Raw genomic sequence first — 20,622 nt, 5'->3', positions numbered from 1 at the left:
GGGGGCTTGCCTTTCAGTTGCGTGCGTGTCCGGCTGTTTGTCCGGGCACGGTAGATGCAACCGCGCGGGCCTCCGGCTTATTTCATCCGGGACGGACCACGGTTCTCCGCCGCCGTGAACCGTGGCACACTCCCGCCATGTCCCAGTCTCAGAAGCACCCCCTGTCCCCTGCCGGGCCGGCCAAACCGGTGCGGGACCTGCCGTTGCTGTCCCGCCTGGTGTTGTTCTTCACACCGTTCAGGCGGAAGGCCCTCGGCTTTCTCGGTGCGGCGGCCACCTGGCTGCTGCTCGGCCTTCTTCCGGAAGATGACCCATGGCATCCGGTCAGGGTGCTGCAGTCCGTGATCTGGTGGGGCACGTGGACCTTCGCGACCGTAGTGCTCGCCAATCGGCTGCGCCGGCCGCTGGCTCTGCCGCAACAGCATATGCTTGCCCTCGCCCGGGAACGCTACGGGCAGGAGGAAAGCTGGCCGTCGCCCAAACATCCGGAACAGGTGCTGGACGCCGTGGTCCGGGCCTTCCCCTCCCCCGGCGCTGCGGCTTCCCGAATAGGTGAGAGCGTGCTGGTGGAACTGGGCCGTGCGTACCGCCCGGCCACCGGGCATGCATGGCGGCATCAGGACGCCGTCGTGCACCTGAAGTTCCGGCCAGTTGTTCTGGTGTTCGCCGTTCCCGGACCGGACGGCACCGGAACCCAGGTCCATGCCTTGAGCCGGGATGAACAACGGACCGGCATGTTCGACGTACTCTCGCTGGCCGATGAGATGACAGCGGGCGCCGTGGAGGCTGTCCGTGCTGCCACCACCGGCTGATGCCTATTCCGCTGGTTCCTGTTGCCGGGCCAGGTAACCGGCCAGCCGGTGGAAGGCTTCACTCCATGCGCTCTCGTGTCCGACCAATTCCGAGCCTGGCTCGAAGGGACCTTCGCGGAACGTCATGCGGGTAAGCGCATGGTCCTCACCTGCTGCCAGGGGTTGCAGCTGAACGTTGATCACCCGCAGGGGACCGGCCGGCACCCCGTCCGGCTGCCGCCACTGCTGGGTGACCTCCAAACTGTGCGGCGGATCCAGGATCCGGTACTGGCCGCTCCACCAGAGTTCGTCCCCGGTGACGGCATTGACCATGCAGGCCTGGTAATCGCCGCCCACCCGCTGCTGGGCCGAGATACGGTTCGGTGGAACCACAAAACCCTCGGCTCCCCACCAGGACGTAATCCGGGAAAGGTCCAGCCAGGCTGAGTAGATGGCAGCGGGGGCGGAAGGCAGATCCCGCACCATGTGCAGGAAGTCCACCCCGTCGTCGGGAAGCTCGTCATCCATGGGGCGCTCCTAGCGGCACCGGGACGGTAAGCGGCGCGAATGGGTCTTCCTCCAGTGTGGAACCCCGGCCCGGCGGGCACAATCCCGCCGGGGTCCGGAGCCAGCCGTTAGGTTGGATGATGTGAGCATCCATATCGGAACTTCGGGCTGGGCCTACAACCACTGGCGGAACGTGCTGTATCCGAAGGGCGTACCGGCACGCGTCTGGCTGGAAAAGTACGCGGAGGAATTCGACACCGTGGAACTGAACGGCAGCTTCTACCGCTGGCCCCGCGAAGAAGCCTTCGCTGCCTACCGGGACCGGCTGCCGGAGGGCTACGTGTTTTCCGTGAAGGCCCCGCGGGGACTCACCCACGCCCGCAAGCTGCGGGATCCGGATGAATGGCTGGGACGCATTGACCGCTGCTTCCAGGCGCTGGGGAACCGTGCCGGTGTGCTGCTGTTCCAGCTGTCCCCCGACATGGAGCGCGACGACGAGCGGCTGGACTACGTCCTGGCCCACCTGCCGCAGGACATCCGGGTGGCGGTGGAGTTCCGGCACGAGAGCTGGAACACCGAGGACGTCTTCGGGCTACTCGAGCGGCATGGAGCGGCCTACACGGTGATGAGCGGAGCCCACCTGCCCTGCACCCTGCGCGCCACCGCAGATTTCGTTTACGTGCGCCTGCACGGACCCGACCCGGAACACCTGTACGCCGGCTCCTACTCCGAGGCAGACCTGCGGTGGTGGGCCGAGCGGATCCGGGAATGGGATGCCATGGGCAAGGATGTTTACGCCTACTTCAACAACGACGGCGAGGGGCACGCCGTGCGCAACGCATGGCGGCTGCGCGAACTCATCCAAATGTGATTCCGACATCCTTGGACGCCGGAGAGCTAGATGCCCAGCGAGGCCAGCGTGTTGCGCAGGGTTTCTGCCGAGTCCATCAGTTTCTTGGTTTCGGCTCCGTCAAGCGGCATTTCCAGCATTTTGTAAACGCCGTTGTGGCCCACGACGGACGGCAGGGACAGCGCTACGCCGCTAATTCCGTACTCCCCGTCCAGCATGGCCGCCACCGGCAGCACGGCGTTCTCGGCGTTCAGCACAGCTTCCACAATCCGCACGCCGGCCAGGCCGATGGCGTAGTTGGTGGCGCCCTTGCCCTCGATCACTTTGTAGGCGGCGTTGACGACCTCGTTGGTCGCGGCTGCCAGGAATTCCTCCGTGAAGACCTGCCGTCCGCTGACCTTCCATTCCCGGATGGGGACCGGGCCGATGGTCGCGTTGGACCAGACCGGGAATTCCGAGTCGCCGTGCTCGCCGATGATGGTGGCGTGCACGCTGGTCATCAGCACGTGCGCCTCACGTGCCAGCAGCAGGCGCAGCCGCGAGGTGTCCAGCACGGTGCCGGAAGAGAAGATCCGGTTGCGCGGCAGCCCGCCGATCTTCTGTGCTGCGACGGCCAGCACGTCGGCCGGGTTGGTCACCTGGATGTAGACGGCGTCCGGGGCCTGGGCCATCAGCTGCGGGATCAGTTTCTCCAGGATCCGGACGTTGGTGCCGGCCAGGTCCAGCCTGCTCTGGCCCGGTTGCTGGCGTGCTCCGGCAGTAATAACGATGACGTCGGCACCGGCCAGGGCCTCGATGTTGCCGCCGCCGGTGACGGTACTGGCTCCGGTGAACTGCGTACCGTGGGCGAGGTCCAGGGCTTCGGCTTCGGCCTTGGCCGCGTCAATGTCGTAAATGGCGATCTCCCGAGCGGTGTCCCGGATGATCGCCGCGTAGGCCAGGGAGGTGCCCACGCTTCCGGCACCCACAATGCCGAGTTTTGTGACGGGTCGGGTGGTGATGTTTGCCATTCTCACGCCTCGCTCACAATAGGAAGGAATGCCCCCACATTAGGCGGGCGCACCGCCGAACGGAACGGCGTGCACGGCAAGGTCAGCGCCCGGCTGCATATCCCTGCATTCCGCGCGGATTGGCCGCAGCCTGCAGCAGGCCCGTTCCGGGGGCGCGGGTCACCGCGGACAGCCGTCCCAGCGCCCAGTCCCCCGCCCGGGTGACCACATGGCCGCGGGCTTCGAGCCCGGCAATGACGTCCTCGCCCAGGCGGTCCTCCACCACCGCTCCGCCGGGAGTCCAGGTCCTCGGCCAGAACGAACCGGGAATGGACGTGGTGTGCAGGGCCGGTGCGTCAATGGCCTGCTGCGGCGTGTAACCGCCCACTATGGTCCGCAGCAGGTACAGCAGCTGCCACTGGTCCTGCTGGTCCCCGCCCGGGGATCCCAGGGCGGCCACCGGCTGCCCGTCCCGCAGCACCAGGGTAGGGGTCAGGGTGGTGCGCGGCCGTTTGCCCGGTGTCAGGGTGGACGGCGCCCCTTCTTCCAGCCACGTCATCTGCAGCCGCGAGCCCAGGCAGAACCCCAGCTCCGGGATGGTGGGTGAGGACTGCAGCCAGCCGCCGGACGGGGTCACGGACACCATGTTCCCCCACTGGTCGGCGACGTCGATGTGGCAGGTATCCCCGCGCGTCTCGCCGGTGGGCGCCACCGTTGGTTCGCCGACGCCGGCGAACTCCCGGCCGCCGTCGGCCGGCGGACGGTACTCAGTGCGCAGCGGGGGGACAAAGGGGCTGTGCCCGGGCACCGTGCCCGGCCGGAACTCGCCGGAAGCCGTGTCAGTGATCAGGATCCGGCGCGCGGCTGCGTAGTCCTCGCTTAGGAGGAAATCCAAAGGAACGTCTGCATCCCCGTAGTACGCTTCCCGGTCCGCAATGGCCAGCTCCTGCGCTTCCAAGATGGTGTGGGCGCCCAGCTCGGTTGAGGGGTCCAGCCGTTCATCCTCAAAGCCGGCCAGGATGGCCAGGGTTTGCAGCAATGCCGGGCCCTGGCCCCAGGCGCCGGTCTTGGCGATGGTGCAGCCGCGGAATTCGAAGGTGACGGCAGGTTCGTAGCCGGCGCTGAACGCGGCGAAGTCCCCGGGTGTAATGACCGCGGCGTGGTCGGTTCCGGAGGAATGCCGGTGCGGTGTTGAGAGGAAGTCCGCGGCGGCGCGGGCCACGAAGCCTTCGCGCCATTCCCTCCGGGCAGCGTCAATCCTGCCCGCACGGGTGGCGTTACCGGACCCGGCCGCCACGAGCCGGTCCAGCACCGCTGCGTAGGTTTCGTTGCGGATGGTTTCCCCCTCCCGGGGTGGCCGGCCTTCCGGCATCCACTGTGCGGCGGAGGTAGGCCAATGGTCGGTGAACAGCTCCGCCACCGCCTCAATGGTGGCCCCAACCCGGCCCAGGACGGGATGCCCGTTGCGGGCGTAATCCACCGCGAATGCCAGGACGTCGGCCAGCTCCCAGGTGCCGTGGTCACGCAGCAGCAGCAGCCAGGCGTCGACGGCGGCCGGAACCGCAGCGGCCAGCCCGCCTGCCCCCGGGACCAGGTCCAGGCCTTCGGCAAGGTAGTGCTCCCTGGTGGCTGCCGCAGGGGCCGGCCCCTGCCCCATCAGCACCACCGGCTCGCCCGGATTCCCGGCAGTCGCGAAAATACCGGTCAGGTCACCGCCGGGGCCATTGAGGTGGGGCTCCACAACATGCAGCACAAACCCCGCCGCCACCGCGGCGTCAAAGGCGTTGCCGCCGCGCTCCAGGACGGCCTGCGCCGAACCGGTGGCCAGCCAGTGCGTGGAGGCGCTCATGCCAAAACGGCCCTGCAGCGTTGGACGGGTGGTAAAGGATGCAGGCGCCGTATAGCTCACGGATGTCACTTTCAGCCGGGGATGGGTAGTGGCATCCTTGCACCGCCGGCTTTTGAATACAATCGGAGTTTCAGCCCCCGGTTCTGTCTATGTGCCGGTCCCTGCCTAAGGAGACAGCCCGCCAGTGAAGCGCCTGAACGACGTGCCCACCGAACGCGTGCACCTATGGCTGATGCTGGCCCTGACGTTCTCCACCGGGGTGGTGGACGCCGTCGGCTACCTGGGGCTGGACCGGGTCTTCACCGGCAACATGACCGGCAACGTGGTGCTGCTGGGCATGGCCTTCGCCGGGGGCGCGGACCTGCCCATCCTGCGCCCGGCCCTGGCGCTGGTGTTCTTTATGCTCGGGGCCGCCCTGGCCGGGCGCATGCTGCGCGGGGGCCCGGAGGGCTGGTCCCGCCGTACGTCCGTCTCGCTCGTAGTGGTGGCCGGGTTCATTACCGTCCTCGCCGTCTTCACCCTGGTATTCGACGTCCAGGGCGACCGGGTCCTGGGCAGCATTACGACGTCGGCCCTTGCCGCCGCCATGGGCGTCCAGGCCGCCACGGCCAAGCGCCTGAAGGTTGCCGAGATCACCACGGTGGTGGTCACGTCCACCATCACGGGCCTCGCCTCCGATTCCCGGCTGGCCGGGGGCAACAGCCAGTACTGGGTCCGTCGCATGCTGGCCATCGCGCTGATCATGCTGGGCGCCGTGGCGGGAGCGGCGGCCCTGAACGTGGGCGTCTGGCTGGGGCTGGTCATCTCGGCGCTGATTTCCATCAGCGTGGCAGCCGCCGGCTACGTTCGGCACCACCGCGAGCGCAGCGGCGCGGGCGAGGAACTGCCTGCGGGCTGACACCGGACGCGTGGGCGCATTCCGGCCTGGGAGCACTACTGCACCCTTCCCGGGGGTTACCTGCCGGAGGCACCGCCGTACGCTTAATGGACGCTTGCATGCTTTCTCCACCCAGCGGACTGACGCGAGGTGTCCATGGAGAGCTTCACTCCCAGCACGGATCCGGTAGCCAACAGCGTAGCCCTCTCAGCCCTTGTGGCCTTGCTGCCCCTGCTGACGTTTTTCCTGCTCCTGGCCTTTGCCAAAACCCGGGCCTACGTGGCCGGGGCCTGGGCGCTGCTGGTGGCCCTCGCCGTCGGAGTGTTCGGGTTCGGCATGCCGCTGGGACTGGCGCTGCTCTCGGCCACGCAGGGCGCCGCCTTCGGCCTGTTCCCGGTGGTCTGGATCATCGTGATGGCCGTGTGGCTGTACCAGGTGACCGTGCTCAGCGGCCGCTTCGAGGACCTGCGGCGGGTATTCGATGCGATAGGCGGCGGGGACCTGCGGGTCCAGGCCATCCTGGTGGCGTTCTGCTTCGGCGGTTTGCTGGAGGCCCTGGCCGGTTTCGGCGCTCCGGTGGCCATCACGGTGACCATGCTGCTGGCGCTGGGGATTGCCCCCATCCGGGCGGCGTCGGCGGTGCTGGTGGCCAACACCGCGCCGGTGGCTTTCGGCGCCCTGGCCATTCCCATCACCACGGCGGCGAACCTGACCGGCTACACCGGCGAAGATTTGGGCTCCATTGTGGGACGGCAGACACCTGTCCTTGCCCTGTTTGTGCCGCTGATCCTGCTCTTTATCCTGGACGGGCGGCGGGGCCTGCGGGACTGCTGGCCGGTGGCACTGTTTACCGGCGTCGTGTTCTCGATTTTCCAGTTCCTGTGCTCCAACTACTTCTCCTACGAGCTCACCGACATTGTGTCTTCGCTGGTGGCGATGCTCGCAGCGGTGGGGTTCCTGCGCTTTTGGCATCCCCGCAACGGTGCCGAGGCGGGCCGGCGGATGAACGCGGAACTTCAGGAGGCGCGGGCCAGCGGCTGGACTGCGGCCGGGTCCGGCGCGGCGGCCGCTGTGCAGACCTCGGCCCATGACACCGCAGCGGACCGGTTGACTCCGTCCCGCGCCTGGATGGCGTTATTTCCATACGTTGCCGTGATTGTGGTGTTCGGCTTCGTGAACCTGTGGACCTGGGGCATCAACGTGCCCGAGGCCCTGGCGAAGACCATCATCAAGATCCCCTGGCCGGTGCTGCATGACGCGCTGCTGGACAGCAGCGGGCAGCGCCAGTCCTCCACCATCTACTCCTTCGAGTGGCTGATCAGCCCCGGCACGCTCCTGCTGATCACCGGGCTGATTGTCACCCTGGTTTATTCGCGGTTCAACGAGGACGGGCGGTATCCGCTGTCCGTCGGGGCGGCCCTGCGGGAAATCGGCACAACAGCGGTGCGGATGCGTTCGGCCGCGCTGACCATCCTGGCGGTCCTGGCCCTGGCCTACGTGATGAACTTTTCCGGCCAAACCGTCTCGATCGGCACCTGGCTGGCGGCCACAGGTCCCTTCTTTGCCTTCCTGTCCCCCGTGCTGGGCTGGATCGGCACGGCGGTGACCGGGTCCGACACGTCCGCCAACGCCCTGTTCGCCAAGCTGCAGCAGACGGCAGGCATCGAAGCGGGCCTGAATCCCCAGCTGCTGGTCGCCGCCAATACTGGCGGCGGCGTGATGGGCAAACTGATCAGTCCGCAGAACCTTGCCATCGGTGCCGCCGCGGTGAACATGAGCGGCCAGGAATCCGTACTGCTGCGCAAGGTGGTGGGGTGGAGCGCACTATTGCTCCTGGCCATGTGCATCCTGGTCTATCTCCAGTCCACGCCGGTCCTGGAGTGGATGCTGCCCTAGGCTCTTCACTGCTGCGAGCTCTTCACTGCTGAGCCCTGCCCGCCTTCCCCCTCTCCGTGGCCGGGGCGACACCTTCGTATGAGATCCGGCACGTTGCCCGGCTGGAAGCCATCGCTGGCGGCGAACTTCGAAAAAACGGTACTTCGGCAGGTCCTAACTTAAAAAGCGTGAAGTTCCTGTCGCTGAAGGCAGCGGTGGTGTTGGCCGGGGCGGCCGCTGCTGCTGGAACAGCTGCCGCCGCTGCCCTGCACTGGGATCCCCGAACCTCTGCCATGCTGATCCGCGGAGTCTTCTCCGGCGCCGGCAAAATGCAGCCCTCACGGCCGGTCCTGCACCTTCCGCGGGGCAGCGTCACCAGCCACATGGGACTGCGGTACCTCGGCTCCGCCGTGAACCCCTCCCTGGACCTTTTCCTGCCCGCGTCGGCGAGCCCGCCGCTGCCCGTAGTGGTCTGGGTCCACGGAGGTGCCTGGATCTCCGGTTCCAAGAAAGACGTGGAGCCCTACCTGCGGGTTCTGGCAGGCTACGGGTACGCCGTCGTCGGGCTTGGCTACACCATTTCCCCCAAGGCCTGTTATCCCACAGCCGTGCGGGAACTGAACTCCGCCCTCGGCTATTTGCGCGAACATGCGCAGAAGTACGGCCTAGACCCGGACCGGATTGTCCTGGCAGGCGACTCCGCCGGAGCCCAGCTCGCAGCCCAGCTGGCCCTGGGCATCACCAATCCGGACTACGCGCGACTCACTGGCATAGTCCCCGCCGCCGCCCCGGAACACCTGCGTGGGATCGTGCTGAACTGCGGCCTGTACGACTTCAAATCCGTGGCCCGGCTCACCGGCACTTTCGGGTGGGGCCTGAAGAAGGCCCTCTGGTCCTATACCGGGTCAAAGGACTGGGCTGCCACCGAGGCAGCAGGGCACATGTCCATCTTCGAGCACGCCAACGGGAAGTTCCCGCCCGCCTACATAGCCGCCGGCAACAGTGATCCGCTGACCGAGAACCAGTCCCTGCCACTGGCCGACCGGCTGGAAGAACTTGGGGTCCCAGTGACCCGCCGCTTCTGGCCTCCGGACTACCGCCCGGCGCTGGGCCACGAATACCAGTTCCGGCTGGACCGGCCGGAGGCCCGCCAAACGCTGCAGGAAACCGTCCGGTTCCTGGACACCGTCACCCGGCCGACGGCGCAGGCGCAGTCCCCCCGCCGGCTATACCGGCAGCCGGCGAGGGAGAAAATCAGCGCCTAGACTGCTGCCCCGGTGCTCAGCGGATAATCACCACGTCCAGGGTCCGCGGCCCGTGTACGCCTTCCACCCGTTCCAGCTCAATGTCGCTGGTGGCGCTGGGCCCGCTGATCCAGGTCAGGGGGTGGGTGGCGTCCAGCCGGCGCAATGCCTCGGGCAGCACTCCGGTGATGTCCCGGGCCCGGACCAGGCAAATGTGGTGGTCCGGAATCAGGGAAATAGCACGGCGGCCCTGGTCCGGACTGCCGTCCAGGATGATGGTGCCGGTCTCCGCCACGGCGGCGGCGCTACCGGTCACCACGGCACCGGCAGCATCCAGTTGCGCCACGGAAAGCGGGTCCTCCGCGGAGTCCACCATTCGCCCGGGCGCCTGCGCCGTCCAGCGTTCATCCAGCCCGTCCGGAACCACGTAGGAGGGAGCTCCCGCCAGCAGCTCCGCCACACGGACGGGCACCCCGGCCTCGTCCACCACGCTGACTCCCGCCTTGTAGTCAACCAGCCGGTCGCTGAGCAGTTCAATGAGTTCGTCCTCAGCCTTACCGGACTCGTGCCGGTAGTTCCGCGGGATGTCCGGAGCTGCCGGCGCATCATGAAGGGCCGACCGCAGCCGGTCCAGAATCTCCGTACGGGCGCTCATGCCTTCTCTTTCGACGATGTGTTCCCGCGTTCCTTCGCCCACCAGTCCCGGAAGGACCGGGCGGGCGGCGCCGGGAGGTCCCTGCTCTGTGTCCACCCGGCGGCAATGCCGGGAAGTTTCTTGATCTTCTTGTCCGGCCCCGCCGCCAGTTGTCCCAGCGGCAGCGCCTTTTCCACCAGTGCCATCCGGCGCCCGGACCCCATGGCCCAGGAGGCGGCCTTCATGGCCACGTCCATCTGCCCGGGCAGTTTCTTCTTCGCGGCCGCTTTCCCGCGGCGGCTCTCCACGTCCACGGACCGCAGGTGGACCAGGATCTCCGGAATGTTGATCTTCACCGGGCACGCGTCGTAGCAGGCACCGCACAGGGACGACGCGTACGGAAGCGAAGCGTTTTCCTCCGAGGTGATGCCGGTCAGCAGCGGAGACAGGATGGCGCCGATGGGCCCCGGGTAGGTGGACCCGTAGGCGTGTCCGCCGGTCCGTTCGTAAACCGGGCAGACGTTCATGCAGGCGCTGCAGCGGATGCAGTGCAGGGCGGACCGCCCCATCTCATCGGCGAGCGCGGCGCTGCGGCCGTTGTCCAGCAGCACCAGGTGCACGTCCTGCGGTCCGTCCCCCTTGGTGACTCCGGTCCAGAACGAGGTGTACGGGTTCATCCGCTCCCCCGTGGAGGATCGCGGCAGCAGCTGCATAAACACTTCCAGGTCCTGGAAGGACGGCAGCAGCTTTTCCACCCCCATCACGGTGATCAGGGTTTCGGGCAGCGTCAGGCACATCCGTCCGTTGCCTTCGGATTCGACGACGCCGAGCGTCCCCGAATCGGCTATGGCGAAGTTCGCGCCGGAGATGGCCACTTTGGCGGAGAGGAACTTGCGGCGCAGGTGCATACGGGAGGCTTCTGCCAGCCGGGCCGGGTTGTCGGTGAGGTCCGGGTCCACGCCGGGCATCTCGCGAAGGAAAATATCGCGCACCTGGCTACGGTTTTTGTGGATGGCCGGCACCAGGATGTGGCTGGGCTTGTCGTGGTCCAGCTGGACAATCAGTTCAGCCAGATCGGTTTCGAAGGCTGCAATGCCCTGCTCTTCGAGGTATTCGTTCAGGCCGATTTCCTGGGTGGCCATGGACTTGACCTTGACCACTTCGTCGGCGCCGGCCTCGCGGATCAGGTCCCGCACAATCCGGTTGGCCTCGGCAGCGTCCCGGGCCCAGTGGATGGTCCCGCCGCGCGCGGTGAAGTTCGCTTCGAACTGCTCCAGCAGTTCGGGCAGGCGCGCCATGACCGAGGCCTTGGTGGCGGCACCGGCATTGCGCAGTTCTTCCCAGTCCGGCAGTTCGGCCACCACGCGCAGCCGCTTGTCCCGGATGGTGTGCGTGGCGTGGCCCAGGTTGGCGCGCAGCTGGGTGTTTCCCAGTTCCCGTTGGGCCGCGGCCGGGAACGCCTCCGTGGCGTGCAGGTTGCCCTGCCCGTAGGCCGGCAGGGCAGGCATGCCCAGATAGGTGGAACTCATCTCCGGGCCCTTTCCGCGATGCTGCCGGCGGTGCTCCCGGCCGGCTTCCGGAGCGCGTCCGGTGCCGGTGCCGGGTCCTCGCGGGTGCTGGCAAGGATCTCGGCGAAGTGCAGGGTGGCGATGCTGCTGCCCTCCCGGGATAGCCCGCCGCCGATGTGCATCAGGCAGGATGCGTCGCCGCCGGTGCACAGCTGCGCGCCGGTGGCCTCGATATTCGCGTCTTTGTCCGCCAGCATGGCCGAGGACACGTCGGCGTTCTTGAGGGAAAAGGTTCCGCCGAAGCCGCAGCACTGATCCGCCTGCGGCAGGGGTTCCAGTTCCAGGCCTTCGACGGTGCGCAGCAGGTTCGCCTGCCGGTCACCGAGCCGCAGCAGCCGCATTCCATGGCAGCTCGGGTGGTAGGTGATCCGGTGCGGATACCAGGACCCCAATTGCGCGGCCGCATCCGTCACGCCCAGGACATCGGTGAGCAGGGCGGACAGTTCATAGGTGCGCGCGCCGACGGCGGTGGCGCGGGCTTCCAGGTCCTTGTCGCCGATGGCGCGGGCGAGCATGGCGTGCTGGTGTTTCACGGAGGCGACGCAGGAACCGGAAGGTGCCACGGCGACGTCGTAGTCCTCCGCCTCAAACGCCTCCACGTGGTTCCGGATGACCGGCACCGCCTCGGGGAAGTACCCCGAGTTCAGGTGCATCTGCCCGCAACAGCCCTGGCCTGCAGGGAACACCACCTGGTGTCCGAGCCGCTCGAGGATGGACACCGTGGCGCGGGCAGTGGACGGATACATGGCGTCCACAATGCAGGTGGCAAAGAGTGCAATCTTCATTGGTTGCCTTTCGGCCGAGCCGGTCCTTCGCGTTCTGCCCATCTTCAAACATACTCCCCCGCATTGGTATGCCTGACGCCGGTTTCGCGCCTGTTTGTCGTGCGCGAAACCGGGTAGTCCCTGCCCTGCGTGCTGCGTTAAGTGCGGGCGGTGAGGGCCTGCAGCAGCGCGGCGGCGGTGCCGGCGTCATCAACCGTGACCACAAACTGGCGGCCGGTGACGCGGTTCACCTGCAGGGCCGGACCGCTGCGCAGCACCACGCCAAACCGTCCGGGCACCCACCGCAGGCCCCAGCCGCCGAACTCGGCAACGGGGGAAACGGTAACTGCCTCGGCATCCCGAATCTCCGCCAGCGGAACATGGAAGCGGGGAAAACCGGCCACGGAGACCGCTGTGAGGCCGCTGCCGTCCACCCGCACCCGGAATGCTGTGGCGGTGGCCGCGGCGGCGAGGAGCACTACGGTCAGGCCGGTCATTGTCCAGGCCAGCTCCGGCTCCGCCCACAGCCACCCGATGACCGCCCCGGCGCCGGCCGCAGTGACCGCACCCAGGATCAGCAGCAGGGCGGGCTTTGACAGGCTGGTCTCGCGGAACCACACGGCGCGTTCACCGGCAGCCAGCGGCAGTGGCTCGGACGGGCTGGCGGCGGGCCGCTGCTGTGCTTTGGGCTGCACGAGCCAGCAGACCGCTCCCACGGCCAGTCCGGCAAGCACGGAGTACAGCAGCGGCAGTCCCACCCCAGGGGCCTGCCGGGCATCGGAGAGCCCGGCCTGCATCAGCTGGGTCCAGGTAAGCAGGGTGCAGAGCATGGTGGTGATGGCAGGGACCGCGGCGCCGAGGAACCGGTAGCTCGGTCCGTTGTCCGCGTAGCCCGGCATGCTGGTGCCTGCCATCAGGGCCGGAATACCCGCTCCCAGCAGCACGGTGAACAGCACAGTGGACCACGGTGAGCCAAAACCGTCCGGCCCCTGCACGCCCCAGTGGATAGCCACGGGGTCCGGCAGGGACGGCAAGGTTGCAAGCTGCAGGGCCAGGGCAATGACCACCACGACGGCGGGAACTCCCAGGGCCACCAGCAGGAAACGGCGTCGGGCAGAGGCACTAGCGTTCATGGGCAATTTCCTTTACGTAGGCGGACAGGGTTTCCGGCGACAGGCCCAGATCCCGGGCTTTGGCCACCAGGGCCAGGACATCGGTGTGCAGGGCGGCGAGCGGCGCGGCAGCTTCAGTCACCACTGCGCCGCGCCCGCGGCGCAGCTCGATCAGGCCCTCCGCCCGCAGCTCCTGATAGGCGTGCAGGACGGTGTGCACGTTGACGCCGAGCGACTCCGCGACGTCCCGCGCGGTGGGCAGCCGTTCGCCCGGCTGCAGGCGTCCGGCTGCGGCGTCCGCACGGATCGAGGCGGCCAGCTGCTCAAAGAGCGGCTGGTCGCTGGAGGCGTCCACTTTCATCAGCATGAAGTTATTCTACTACAACTAGAACAACTCACTTTTTATGTTTGCGCTATTCTCTCTCGCATGACGAATATGGGGAATTCAAAAACGATCAGTCTCAACGTGACATCCAAACGGGCACGGGCACGCGGTGAAATGGTGGTTGCCGCACCGGCTGCCGCACTGCCTCCCGCCGTCGAACGGGCCGCCTTCCAGTTGCCGCGGATGACCGTCACCGGAATCTGGGCCGACCGCGCGGAAATGTCCGCCGCAACCAACTGGAAGACCTTCGGGGCCAACATTGTGCTCACCTTCGAGCCGCTGGACGCCGGCAGCACCCGGGTCCTGGCCACCAGCACGCCGCAGGTCTCCACCACGCTGCTCGACTACGGCCAGGGCAAGTCCGACGTCACCGACGTGCTGCAGGCGGTAGCCGCACAGCTATAGGACGAACTGCCTCTTGAGCAACGCGGCGTCGCGGCAGCTGGCCCTCAGGCAGCTGGCCATCAGGCGGCCGGGCGCCGCGGTCCGAGCCTCCCGGAAAGGACCAGCGCACCGGCCGCCAGCGCCGCGGCACTGGCGAACGCGCCAACGAAGGCAGCCAGCGGGGCCACCGGGAACAGCGCCGCAAAGGCCACGCTTCCCAAGGCCAGCCACAGTGCCTGCACAAGATTGTCATTGACCTGCAGCGAGGAACTGTTGCCGCCCTCCCGGCCTTCATCCGAGTAGTCAAGCACCAGCACGGACAGGGTGGGAAAGGCCATGCCCATGCCGGCGCCGGCCGCGGCCCAGCCCAGGACCGGCAGCACAATGCTGACCTGGGGATTGATGCACAGGGCCGTCACCGCAATACCCGCCACCATCAGCAGCGCGCCGAGCCGGACCCGGGCAATCTTGTTCCCCAGCAGCGCCAGGTTGGCTGCGGCCAGGGACCCGCCGAACCAGGCGACTGCCGAAACAGTCAGCAGCAGTCCTGCCTGCGTGGGGCTGAATCCCCGGTGCTCATACAGGGCCAACGGCAGATACGCCTCCGCCCCGGCAAACGCCGCACCCACCAAGCCGCGCAGTGAAATGACTGCCGGCAGTCCCCGTCCCAGCGTCCAGGTCCGCGGCGGCAGCAGCCGCGGTCCGGCCACCAGCACCGCCGCCGCGCACAGCCCGGCGGGCAGCAGCGCCAGGCCGGTGGCTGCGCCGTCGCTCCCCGCGCCCGACAGGCCGATGCCGAGGACGCCCGCCGCCGCAAGCAGCGCCCAGGCCGTCCGCCGGTAATCGGGCTGCCAGCGCAGGGTGCCCGGCATTTTCCGCAGCACCGGCGCCAGGCCGGCGTACGCCGTCACCGCCAGGAGCGGAGCCACGGCGAACACCGCCCGCCAGCCCAGAAGCCCGTTCAGGAAACCGGCAATCGCGGGCCCTACCAGTGCGGGAAACACCCAGCCGCTGCTGATCACGGTAAAGGCTTGGGCCCGCATCGAGTGCGGATACGCGCGCGCAACCACCACGTACATGGCCACGCCCGCCAGCCCGGCGCCCAGCCCCTGCAGGGACCGGCCCAGGACCAGCATCAGCATGGACTGCGACAGGGCCGCGGCAATTAGTCCCGCCGAGAACAGCACTACGCCCACCCGCAGCGCCGGGGCGGGGCCGCGGGCGTCCGTCCACCCTCCGGCCAGGGCGATGGTGACGACGGCGGTGGCCATGGGCGCGCCGAAGGCCAGCCCGTAAAGGGACAGGCCGTCCAGCTCAGCGGCAACCACGGGCATGACCGTGCCCACGGCCAATGCTTCGAAGGCAAACAGGAAGGCCAGGGTAAACAGGCCCACCGTGGTCGGGAGGTAGCGGCGCGACCAGAAGCCCGGCCCGGTTCCGGCAGCGTCGGTGCCGGGCAGCGAATCTTGGGGCGCAGGGTTTTGGGACGGGGAGTTTTCGGGGCGTTCGGCCTGCAAGCGGTGCTCCTTGGGTGCTGAAATCGATGGCTGCTGCTCGAAGTCAACAGGCTCAAGCACGCTTGAGGTCAAGCGGTTGGTTTACGTCTCCGACGGCAGGGTGGGCGGAATGGCCGGCAGTTCCTGCAGCGACCACTGATTGCCGTCCGGATCGCTGAAGTACACAAACGTGCCCCAGTCCAGCGGTGTGATGTCACTGGTTGCCACGCCGTGGTCCACCAGGTGCTGGCGGGCGTCGGCGGCGCTGGGCACAACCACCTGGATCCGCTGGGTACCGGGGACCATGTCCGTGGTACCAGGCCCAATCACCACCGAGCAGGCCGAACCGGGAGGGGTCAGCTGCACAAAGCGCAGGCTTTCGTCGACCCGTTCGTCAAAGTCGGGAGTGAAACCCACCTGGTCCACATAGAAGGCCTTGGAGGCGTCGACGTCGGACACGGGCACCGGCACAAGCTCAATTTTCCAGTCCATCGGGCAAAGCTAAACCGGCCGGTGCCGCACCGGAACCCTCCTTGCGGACAGGACGTGTCCGCGTGCCTTGTAAGGCTGCTGAGGAATAAACCCGGTGGCGCGCCGTGTTGGGCCTTACATGACTGATACGACGGAAAATTCACCCGCCCTGTCCCCCACCATCGACCTCAAGGACCTCGGCACCGTACACCGCCTGGGCTTCGGAGCCATGCGGATTGTGGGACCCGGTGTCTGGGGTGAACCCGAGAGCCGCGGCACCGCCGTCGACGTGGTGCGCCGCGCCGTCGAACTGGGCGTCGACTTCATCGACACCGCCGACTCCTACGGTCCGAACATCAGCGAAGAGATCATTGCCGAAGCGCTCTACCCCTACCCGGACGGCGTCCGCATTGCCACCAAGGTGGGCTTTGTCCGCACCGGACCGGACGTCTGGGTTCCGGTGGGCCGCCCGGAGTACCTGCGCCAGCAGACCGAACTGTCGCTGCGCAAGCTGAAGGTCGAGTCCCTGGACCTGCTGCAGCTGCACCGCATTGACCCCAAGGTGGACCGCGACGAGCAGTTCGCCGTGCTGCGGGACCTTCAGCAGGAGGGCAAGGTGAAGGCCCTCGGCCTGTCCCAGGTCTCCGTCGAGGATCTGGAAGCAGCCGCCAAGTTCTTCACCGTGTCCACGGTGCAGAACCGCTACAACCTCACCGACCGTTCCTCCGAGGACGTGCTGAAGTACTCCGAGGACAACGGCATCGGCTTCATCCCGTGGGCACCCATTTCCGCCGGCGAACTGGCGAAGCAGGGCGGTCCCGTGGATGAGGCAGCCAAGCGCCTGAACGCCAGCACCTCGCAGGTGGCCCTGGCCTGGCTGCTGCGCCGCTCCCCCGTCATGATGCCGATCCCGGGCACCGGCTCCATCGCACACCTTGAAGACAACCTGGGTGCTGCCAACATCTCGCTCGACGACGCGACATTCGCCGAACTCGACGCCGCCGGCGCTGCCGCAGCGCCGGCCAAGTAACTTACATTTCCGCCAAGCAAAGGAGAAACAACGCATGGCTAACATCCTGATGGTCGTATCCGCCGCCGATTCCCTCACCATGAAGGACGGCAGCGAACACCCCACCGGCTACTGGGCCGAAGAGCTCGCCGAGTCCCACCGGGTGCTGCGCGAGGCCGGACACACCGTCCGCATCGCCACCCCGGGTGGCGTGAAGCCCACCGTGGACCAGGTGTCCCTGGCCCCCGAGTCCGCGGGCAGCGCCGAAAAGGCCGCCGCGTTCACGCAGTACATCGCCTTCATCGACGCTGAGCTGTCCTCCCCGCTGGTGCTCGCCGACGCCGATGTGTCGGAATACGACGCCGTGGTGATGCCCGGCGGTCACGGCCCCATGGCAGACCTCGCGTTCGATAAGGACATGGGCCGGATCCTTCGTGAAGCTGACGCCGCCGGCAAGATCATTGCCCCGTTCTGCCACGGCCCGGCAGGCCTGCTGGCCGCCGAAACCGAGGACGGCTTCATTTTCTCCGGCCGCAAGCTCACCGTCTTCACCGACGAGGAAGAGCTGAACGGCGGAACCGGCGAGAACACCCCCTGGTTCGTGGAGGAAGTCCTGCGCAACAAGGGCGCCGTAGTGGAGACCGGCCCGGCCTGGACCAGCTACGTGGTCCGCGACCGCAACCTCATCTCCGGTCAGAACCCCCAGTCCAGCGAAGATGTGGCCAAGGCCGTCATCTCCGCCCTGGCCGAGTAACCATATGAGAGTCCTGATCGCCGGCTGCGGCGATCTGGGCACGGAAGCCGGCCTGCGGTTCGCTGCGGCCGGCTTCTCCGTGCTTGGCTGGCGCCGCTCCCCCGGCAATCTGCCGGCGGCCATCACCGGCCAGGCGGCCGACCTCACCGGCGAACTGCCGCGCATCCCCGCCGGCACCGACGTCGTCGTGATTGCCGTTGCAGCCCGGGAACGCACCGAAGCCGCCTACCGCGCCGCCTATGTGGACGGGACTGCAAATGTAATGGACGCACTGGAGCGCGACGGCGTCCGCCCGGCCCGCATCCTGTTTGTATCCTCCACCGCGGTGTACGGCGACGCCGACGGCGGCCAAGTGGACGAGGACACCCCGCCCGCACCCGCCTCGGCCACCGGAGCCGTGATCCTCGAAGCCGAGCAGCTGCTGCATGACCGGCGTCCGGATGCCGTGGTGCTGCGCCTCGCCGGGATCTACGGGCCGGGACGCACGCGGCTGATTGACGCCGTCACCGCCGGCACCGCCGTCGTACCCGCCGGCAGCCAGCTGACCAACCGCATCCACCGGGACGATGCGGCAGCGGCCATAGTGCATCTCACCACCCGGGTTTCACATCCGGCGCCCATTTATGTTGGAGTGGATAAGGAGCCCGTCGAAATGTCCGACGTGCTGCACTTCCTCGCCGACGAGCTGGGCCACGCGCTGCCCGCCGCGGCACCGGCTTCCAGCAGCCGCGGAGGAAACCGCAGGCTGAGCAGCGAGCTGCTGAGCAGCACCGGATTCGACTTCGCCTACCCGTCCTTCCGGGACGGCTACCGCGCGGTCCTGGCAGGCGAGGGCACCCGGCACCCGTAGTTCTTTCGTTCCACCGCAACCGCACCAGGAGTGTCTATGAGCGATACCCCGCCCAAAACCGGAAGCCCGGCACCCGCTGTTTCCGGAAACAGTTCCCGCGTCAGTACCCGCACCAGCATCAAATACATCCTGATGCTCGGTGCCTTGGCCGCCCTGCCCGCAGTGACCACGGACATGTACCTGCCGGCGCTGCCGCAGGTTGCCGAAGACCTGCACACCAGCGCAGCGGCGGCCCAGTTCACCCTCTCCGGCACACTGCTGGGCGCAGCGGTGGGCCAGCTTGTCATCGGCCCCTTCTCGGACCGTTTCGGACGGCGGCTGCCGCTGATCATCGGCATCAGCATGCACGTGGTGGTTTCACTGCTGTGCTTTGTGGCCCCGAACATCGGCGCCCTGATTGTGCTCCGCCTCCTGCAGGGCTTCTTTAACGCCGCCGCAGGCGTGGTGTCCCTTGCCGTGGTGCGGGACCGGTTCACCGGTTCCACCGCAGCGGCCATGCTGTCCCGGCTGATGCTGATCATCGGCCTGGCCCCGCTGCTGGCGCCCTCCATCGGAGGAGCTGTTTCCGGGCTATTCAACTGGCGGGCAGTGTTCCTCGCCCTGGCCCTGATCGGCGTCGTGCTCGGTGTCATTGTGCTGCGCTGGATGCCCGAGACGCTGCCGCCGGCACGCCGCCGGACCAAGGGCGGCGCCAGTACGTTCAGCGGTTTCCGGGTCCTGCTGCGCGACCGGCAGTTCCTGGCCCTGGCCGCAATCCCCGGCCTGGGCATGGCCGTCATCATGAGCTACGTGGTGGGCTCACCGTTTGTGTTCCAGGAGGGCTACGGACTGAGCCCGGGCCAGTACGCCCTGGTGTTCGCCATCAACGGCGTGGGCATGGTCATTTCCGCGCAGCTTAATGCCTGGCTGGTCACCCGCTACTCCCCCATGGGCATCCTGCGGGCGGCCGTAATCCTGCTGCTGGGACTGGCCGCGCTGCTGCCGGTGATCGTGCTGACCGGACTCGGCGGGGCTGCGGGCCTTACCGCGGGGTTGTGGCTGGTGCTCGCCATGAACGGCTTCATCGCTTCGAACTCTTCGATCCTGGCCCTCAGCGACTACGGGCACATGGCCGGCAGCGCCGCAGCCATGATCGGCGCCCTGCAGGTGGGCCTGGCCGGCATTGTCAGCCCGCTGGTCGGCATCCTGGGCGGCAGCGCCCTGGCCATGGTGTCGGTGATCATTGGCTGCGCCGTGCTGATTGTGCTCATCTTGGCCACGGCGACGACGGCCTACCGCGGGGGCAGCTCGAACCGGCCCAACCGGCGCCGGCTGCGTCCCGGAGCTGCCGCGCGTGCGGGCGCTTCCATCCCGCCCGCTTCCTAGCGGCCCGGATGGACGCCTAGATCGCGGCACGGCAGCGGTGCGACTGGATCAGCCCATGGGAACGGGCGGGCCCAGGTAGAGCAGCACGGTGAAGACCGCGGCTACTGCCACCAGGGCAACGACGCCGGCCACTACCGGGCGGCGCAGCACCAGGGCTGCGACCTTGTCCACGGCGTTGGTGGGTTCTTCGCCGCCCGGGGCCATCCGCCAGCCGCCGTCCAGCAGGCCGCGCCGGTCCACCGACTTCTCGAACGGGATGGTGGCCCATGGAATCACGGTGGTCACCAAGCCTAGGATGCCGGTGCGGACCGGCCACTTCTGGTTAGCCCATACAAACAGGGTGACCACACCGTAGGACAGGAACACGAAGCCGTGCAGGCCGCCGAAGATGGGCGTGAGGGCTTCAAAGTCCAAGACGTATTTGGCGAACATGCCGATCAGGAGCAGTGTCCAGGTCACGGCTTCGGCCAGGGCCACGGTCCGGAAAAGTTTGCGGGGGGTCATGCGGGATCCACCTTCTGCTGAGATTTACCAACAGTATGTCAGCATGGCCCTGCGCGCGGCGAATCCCCTGCGGCTTTGGGACAGCAATCACGACGGCGGTGCGGCCGCCCGGCCCCGCAGCGGGCGGGCGGGTGCCCGCAGCGGGCGGGCGGGTGCCCGCAGCGCCCCGCCCCCTGCTGCTTGGGGCGGTAAGCGGAGCGGCCCCAGCCGCGCCCGAACGAGAATGCACAATTTACGGTTTTTAGGCGGGAAAACAGTAAATTCTGCCTTTTCGAGCCCGACGGCGGTAATTTTTGCCTTCTCAAACCGTCCGGGTGGGGTGCAGGCTGTTCCCGCGGCTGTTC

21 protein-coding genes are annotated in these 20,622 nt (G+C 67.6%); 10 read left to right on the top strand and 11 right to left on the bottom strand.

The window, feature by feature from the left end; genetic code table 11:
* The first annotated feature begins 137 nt into the window (after positions 1 to 137).
* Positions 138 to 812, top strand: coding sequence for a hypothetical protein (locus tag LJ754_RS12720; RefSeq protein WP_227926883.1), 675 nt, complete (start codon positions 138 to 140; stop codon positions 810 to 812).
* A gap of 3 nt (positions 813 to 815) precedes the next feature.
* On the opposite strand, the gene LJ754_RS12715 is transcribed toward LJ754_RS12720, so the two are convergent.
* Positions 816 to 1,319, bottom strand: a complete 504-nt coding sequence (locus LJ754_RS12715) for an SRPBCC family protein (protein WP_227926882.1) — start codon at positions 1,317 to 1,319, stop codon at positions 816 to 818.
* Between the two features lie 121 nt (positions 1,320 to 1,440).
* On the opposite strand from LJ754_RS12715, the gene LJ754_RS12710 reads away from it, so the two are divergent.
* Positions 1,441 to 2,169 (top strand): DUF72 domain-containing protein, encoded by a 729-nt coding sequence (locus LJ754_RS12710; protein ID WP_227926881.1) that lies wholly within the window; start codon positions 1,441 to 1,443, stop codon positions 2,167 to 2,169.
* 26 nt (positions 2,170 to 2,195) lie between these two features.
* On the opposite strand, the gene LJ754_RS12705 is transcribed toward LJ754_RS12710, so the two are convergent.
* On the bottom strand, positions 2,196 to 3,158 hold the full coding sequence (locus LJ754_RS12705; RefSeq protein ID WP_227914312.1) for an L-lactate dehydrogenase: 963 nt from the start codon (positions 3,156 to 3,158) through the stop codon (positions 2,196 to 2,198).
* Between the two features lie 82 nt (positions 3,159 to 3,240).
* A complete protein-coding gene (locus tag LJ754_RS12700) occupies positions 3,241 to 4,986 on the bottom strand; it encodes a gamma-glutamyltransferase (protein WP_231706311.1) in 1,746 nt (581 codons plus the stop codon).
* Positions 4,987 to 5,170: 184 nt separating this feature from the next.
* Here LJ754_RS12700 and LJ754_RS12695 point away from each other — a divergent pair, with 184 nt between their 5' ends.
* The 3 genes from LJ754_RS12695 (at position 5,171) to LJ754_RS12685 (ending at position 9,003) form a co-directional block, all read left to right on the top strand.
* Entirely contained in the window at positions 5,171 to 5,884 is a 714-nt protein-coding gene (locus LJ754_RS12695) for a YoaK family protein (protein WP_227926879.1), read from the top strand.
* A gap of 135 nt (positions 5,885 to 6,019) precedes the next feature.
* The gene (locus tag LJ754_RS12690) at positions 6,020 to 7,759 is read left to right on the top strand and encodes an L-lactate permease (RefSeq protein ID WP_227926878.1); all 1,740 of its coding nucleotides are present in this window, start codon (positions 6,020 to 6,022) and stop codon (positions 7,757 to 7,759) included.
* A gap of 167 nt (positions 7,760 to 7,926) precedes the next feature.
* The gene (locus LJ754_RS12685; protein ID WP_227926877.1) at positions 7,927 to 9,003 is read left to right on the top strand and encodes an alpha/beta hydrolase; all 1,077 of its coding nucleotides are present in this window, start codon (positions 7,927 to 7,929) and stop codon (positions 9,001 to 9,003) included.
* A gap of 16 nt (positions 9,004 to 9,019) precedes the next feature.
* Here the strand turns inward: LJ754_RS12685 and LJ754_RS12680 are convergent, their stop codons facing one another.
* The 5 genes from LJ754_RS12680 to LJ754_RS12660 form a co-directional block, all read right to left on the bottom strand.
* Positions 9,020 to 9,637, bottom strand: coding sequence for a LutC/YkgG family protein (locus LJ754_RS12680; RefSeq protein WP_227926876.1), 618 nt, complete (start codon positions 9,635 to 9,637; stop codon positions 9,020 to 9,022).
* Positions 9,634 to 11,145, bottom strand: coding sequence for a LutB/LldF family L-lactate oxidation iron-sulfur protein (locus tag LJ754_RS12675; RefSeq protein WP_227926875.1), 1,512 nt, complete (start codon positions 11,143 to 11,145; stop codon positions 9,634 to 9,636). Before LJ754_RS12675 ends, LJ754_RS12680 begins: the two co-directional genes overlap by 4 nt.
* On the bottom strand, positions 11,142 to 11,969 hold the full coding sequence (locus tag LJ754_RS12670; protein ID WP_227926874.1) for a (Fe-S)-binding protein: 828 nt from the start codon (positions 11,967 to 11,969) through the stop codon (positions 11,142 to 11,144). Before LJ754_RS12670 ends, LJ754_RS12675 begins: the two co-directional genes overlap by 4 nt.
* A gap of 137 nt (positions 11,970 to 12,106) precedes the next feature.
* Complete coding sequence (locus LJ754_RS12665) at positions 12,107 to 13,081, bottom strand: DUF1648 domain-containing protein (RefSeq protein WP_227926873.1); 975 nt, start codon at positions 13,079 to 13,081, stop codon at positions 12,107 to 12,109.
* Complete coding sequence (locus LJ754_RS12660) at positions 13,071 to 13,427, bottom strand: GntR family transcriptional regulator (protein ID WP_227926872.1); 357 nt, start codon at positions 13,425 to 13,427, stop codon at positions 13,071 to 13,073. Before LJ754_RS12660 ends, LJ754_RS12665 begins: the two co-directional genes overlap by 11 nt.
* 99 nt (positions 13,428 to 13,526) lie before the next feature.
* On the opposite strand from LJ754_RS12660, the gene LJ754_RS12655 reads away from it, so the two are divergent.
* Positions 13,527 to 13,850, top strand: coding sequence for a hypothetical protein (locus tag LJ754_RS12655; protein ID WP_227926871.1), 324 nt, complete (start codon positions 13,527 to 13,529; stop codon positions 13,848 to 13,850).
* A 59-nt stretch (positions 13,851 to 13,909) separates the two neighbouring features.
* Here LJ754_RS12655 and LJ754_RS12650 read toward each other — a convergent pair whose 3' ends face one another.
* Both LJ754_RS12650 and LJ754_RS12645 read right to left on the bottom strand, forming a co-directional pair.
* Positions 13,910 to 15,418: an MFS transporter gene (locus LJ754_RS12650; protein ID WP_227926870.1), complete on the bottom strand. Its 1,509-nt coding sequence runs from the start codon at positions 15,416 to 15,418 to the stop codon at positions 13,910 to 13,912.
* Between the two features lie 9 nt (positions 15,419 to 15,427).
* Positions 15,428 to 15,817 (bottom strand): VOC family protein, encoded by a 390-nt coding sequence (locus LJ754_RS12645; RefSeq protein ID WP_227926869.1) that lies wholly within the window; start codon positions 15,815 to 15,817, stop codon positions 15,428 to 15,430.
* Positions 15,818 to 15,935: 118 nt separating this feature from the next.
* On the opposite strand from LJ754_RS12645, the gene LJ754_RS12640 reads away from it, so the two are divergent.
* Genes LJ754_RS12640 through LJ754_RS12625 form a run of 4 tightly spaced genes read left to right on the top strand, consistent with a single transcriptional unit; the run spans position 15,936 to position 19,774 of the window.
* Positions 15,936 to 16,826 (top strand): aldo/keto reductase, encoded by an 891-nt coding sequence (locus tag LJ754_RS12640; protein ID WP_227926868.1) that lies wholly within the window; start codon positions 15,936 to 15,938, stop codon positions 16,824 to 16,826.
* 34 nt (positions 16,827 to 16,860) lie between these two features.
* Complete coding sequence (locus LJ754_RS12635; RefSeq protein ID WP_227926867.1) at positions 16,861 to 17,559, top strand: type 1 glutamine amidotransferase domain-containing protein; 699 nt, start codon at positions 16,861 to 16,863, stop codon at positions 17,557 to 17,559.
* Between the two features lie 4 nt (positions 17,560 to 17,563).
* Positions 17,564 to 18,409, top strand: coding sequence for an NAD-dependent epimerase/dehydratase family protein (locus tag LJ754_RS12630; protein ID WP_227926866.1), 846 nt, complete (start codon positions 17,564 to 17,566; stop codon positions 18,407 to 18,409).
* A 36-nt stretch (positions 18,410 to 18,445) separates the two neighbouring features.
* Complete coding sequence (locus LJ754_RS12625) at positions 18,446 to 19,774, top strand: multidrug effflux MFS transporter (protein WP_227926865.1); 1,329 nt, start codon at positions 18,446 to 18,448, stop codon at positions 19,772 to 19,774.
* A 48-nt stretch (positions 19,775 to 19,822) separates the two neighbouring features.
* Here the strand turns inward: LJ754_RS12625 and LJ754_RS12620 are convergent, their stop codons facing one another.
* Complete coding sequence (locus LJ754_RS12620; protein WP_227926864.1) at positions 19,823 to 20,278, bottom strand: DUF3817 domain-containing protein; 456 nt, start codon at positions 20,276 to 20,278, stop codon at positions 19,823 to 19,825.
* Positions 20,279 to 20,622: the final 344 nt, after the last annotated feature.

This window comes from Arthrobacter sp. zg-Y40, assembly GCF_020731535.1.
Taxonomy (GTDB): Bacteria; Actinomycetota; Actinomycetes; order Actinomycetales; family Micrococcaceae; genus Arthrobacter_B.
The sequence above is the reverse complement of the archived record's forward strand: the minus strand, read 5'-3'. Positions and strand labels throughout refer to the sequence as shown.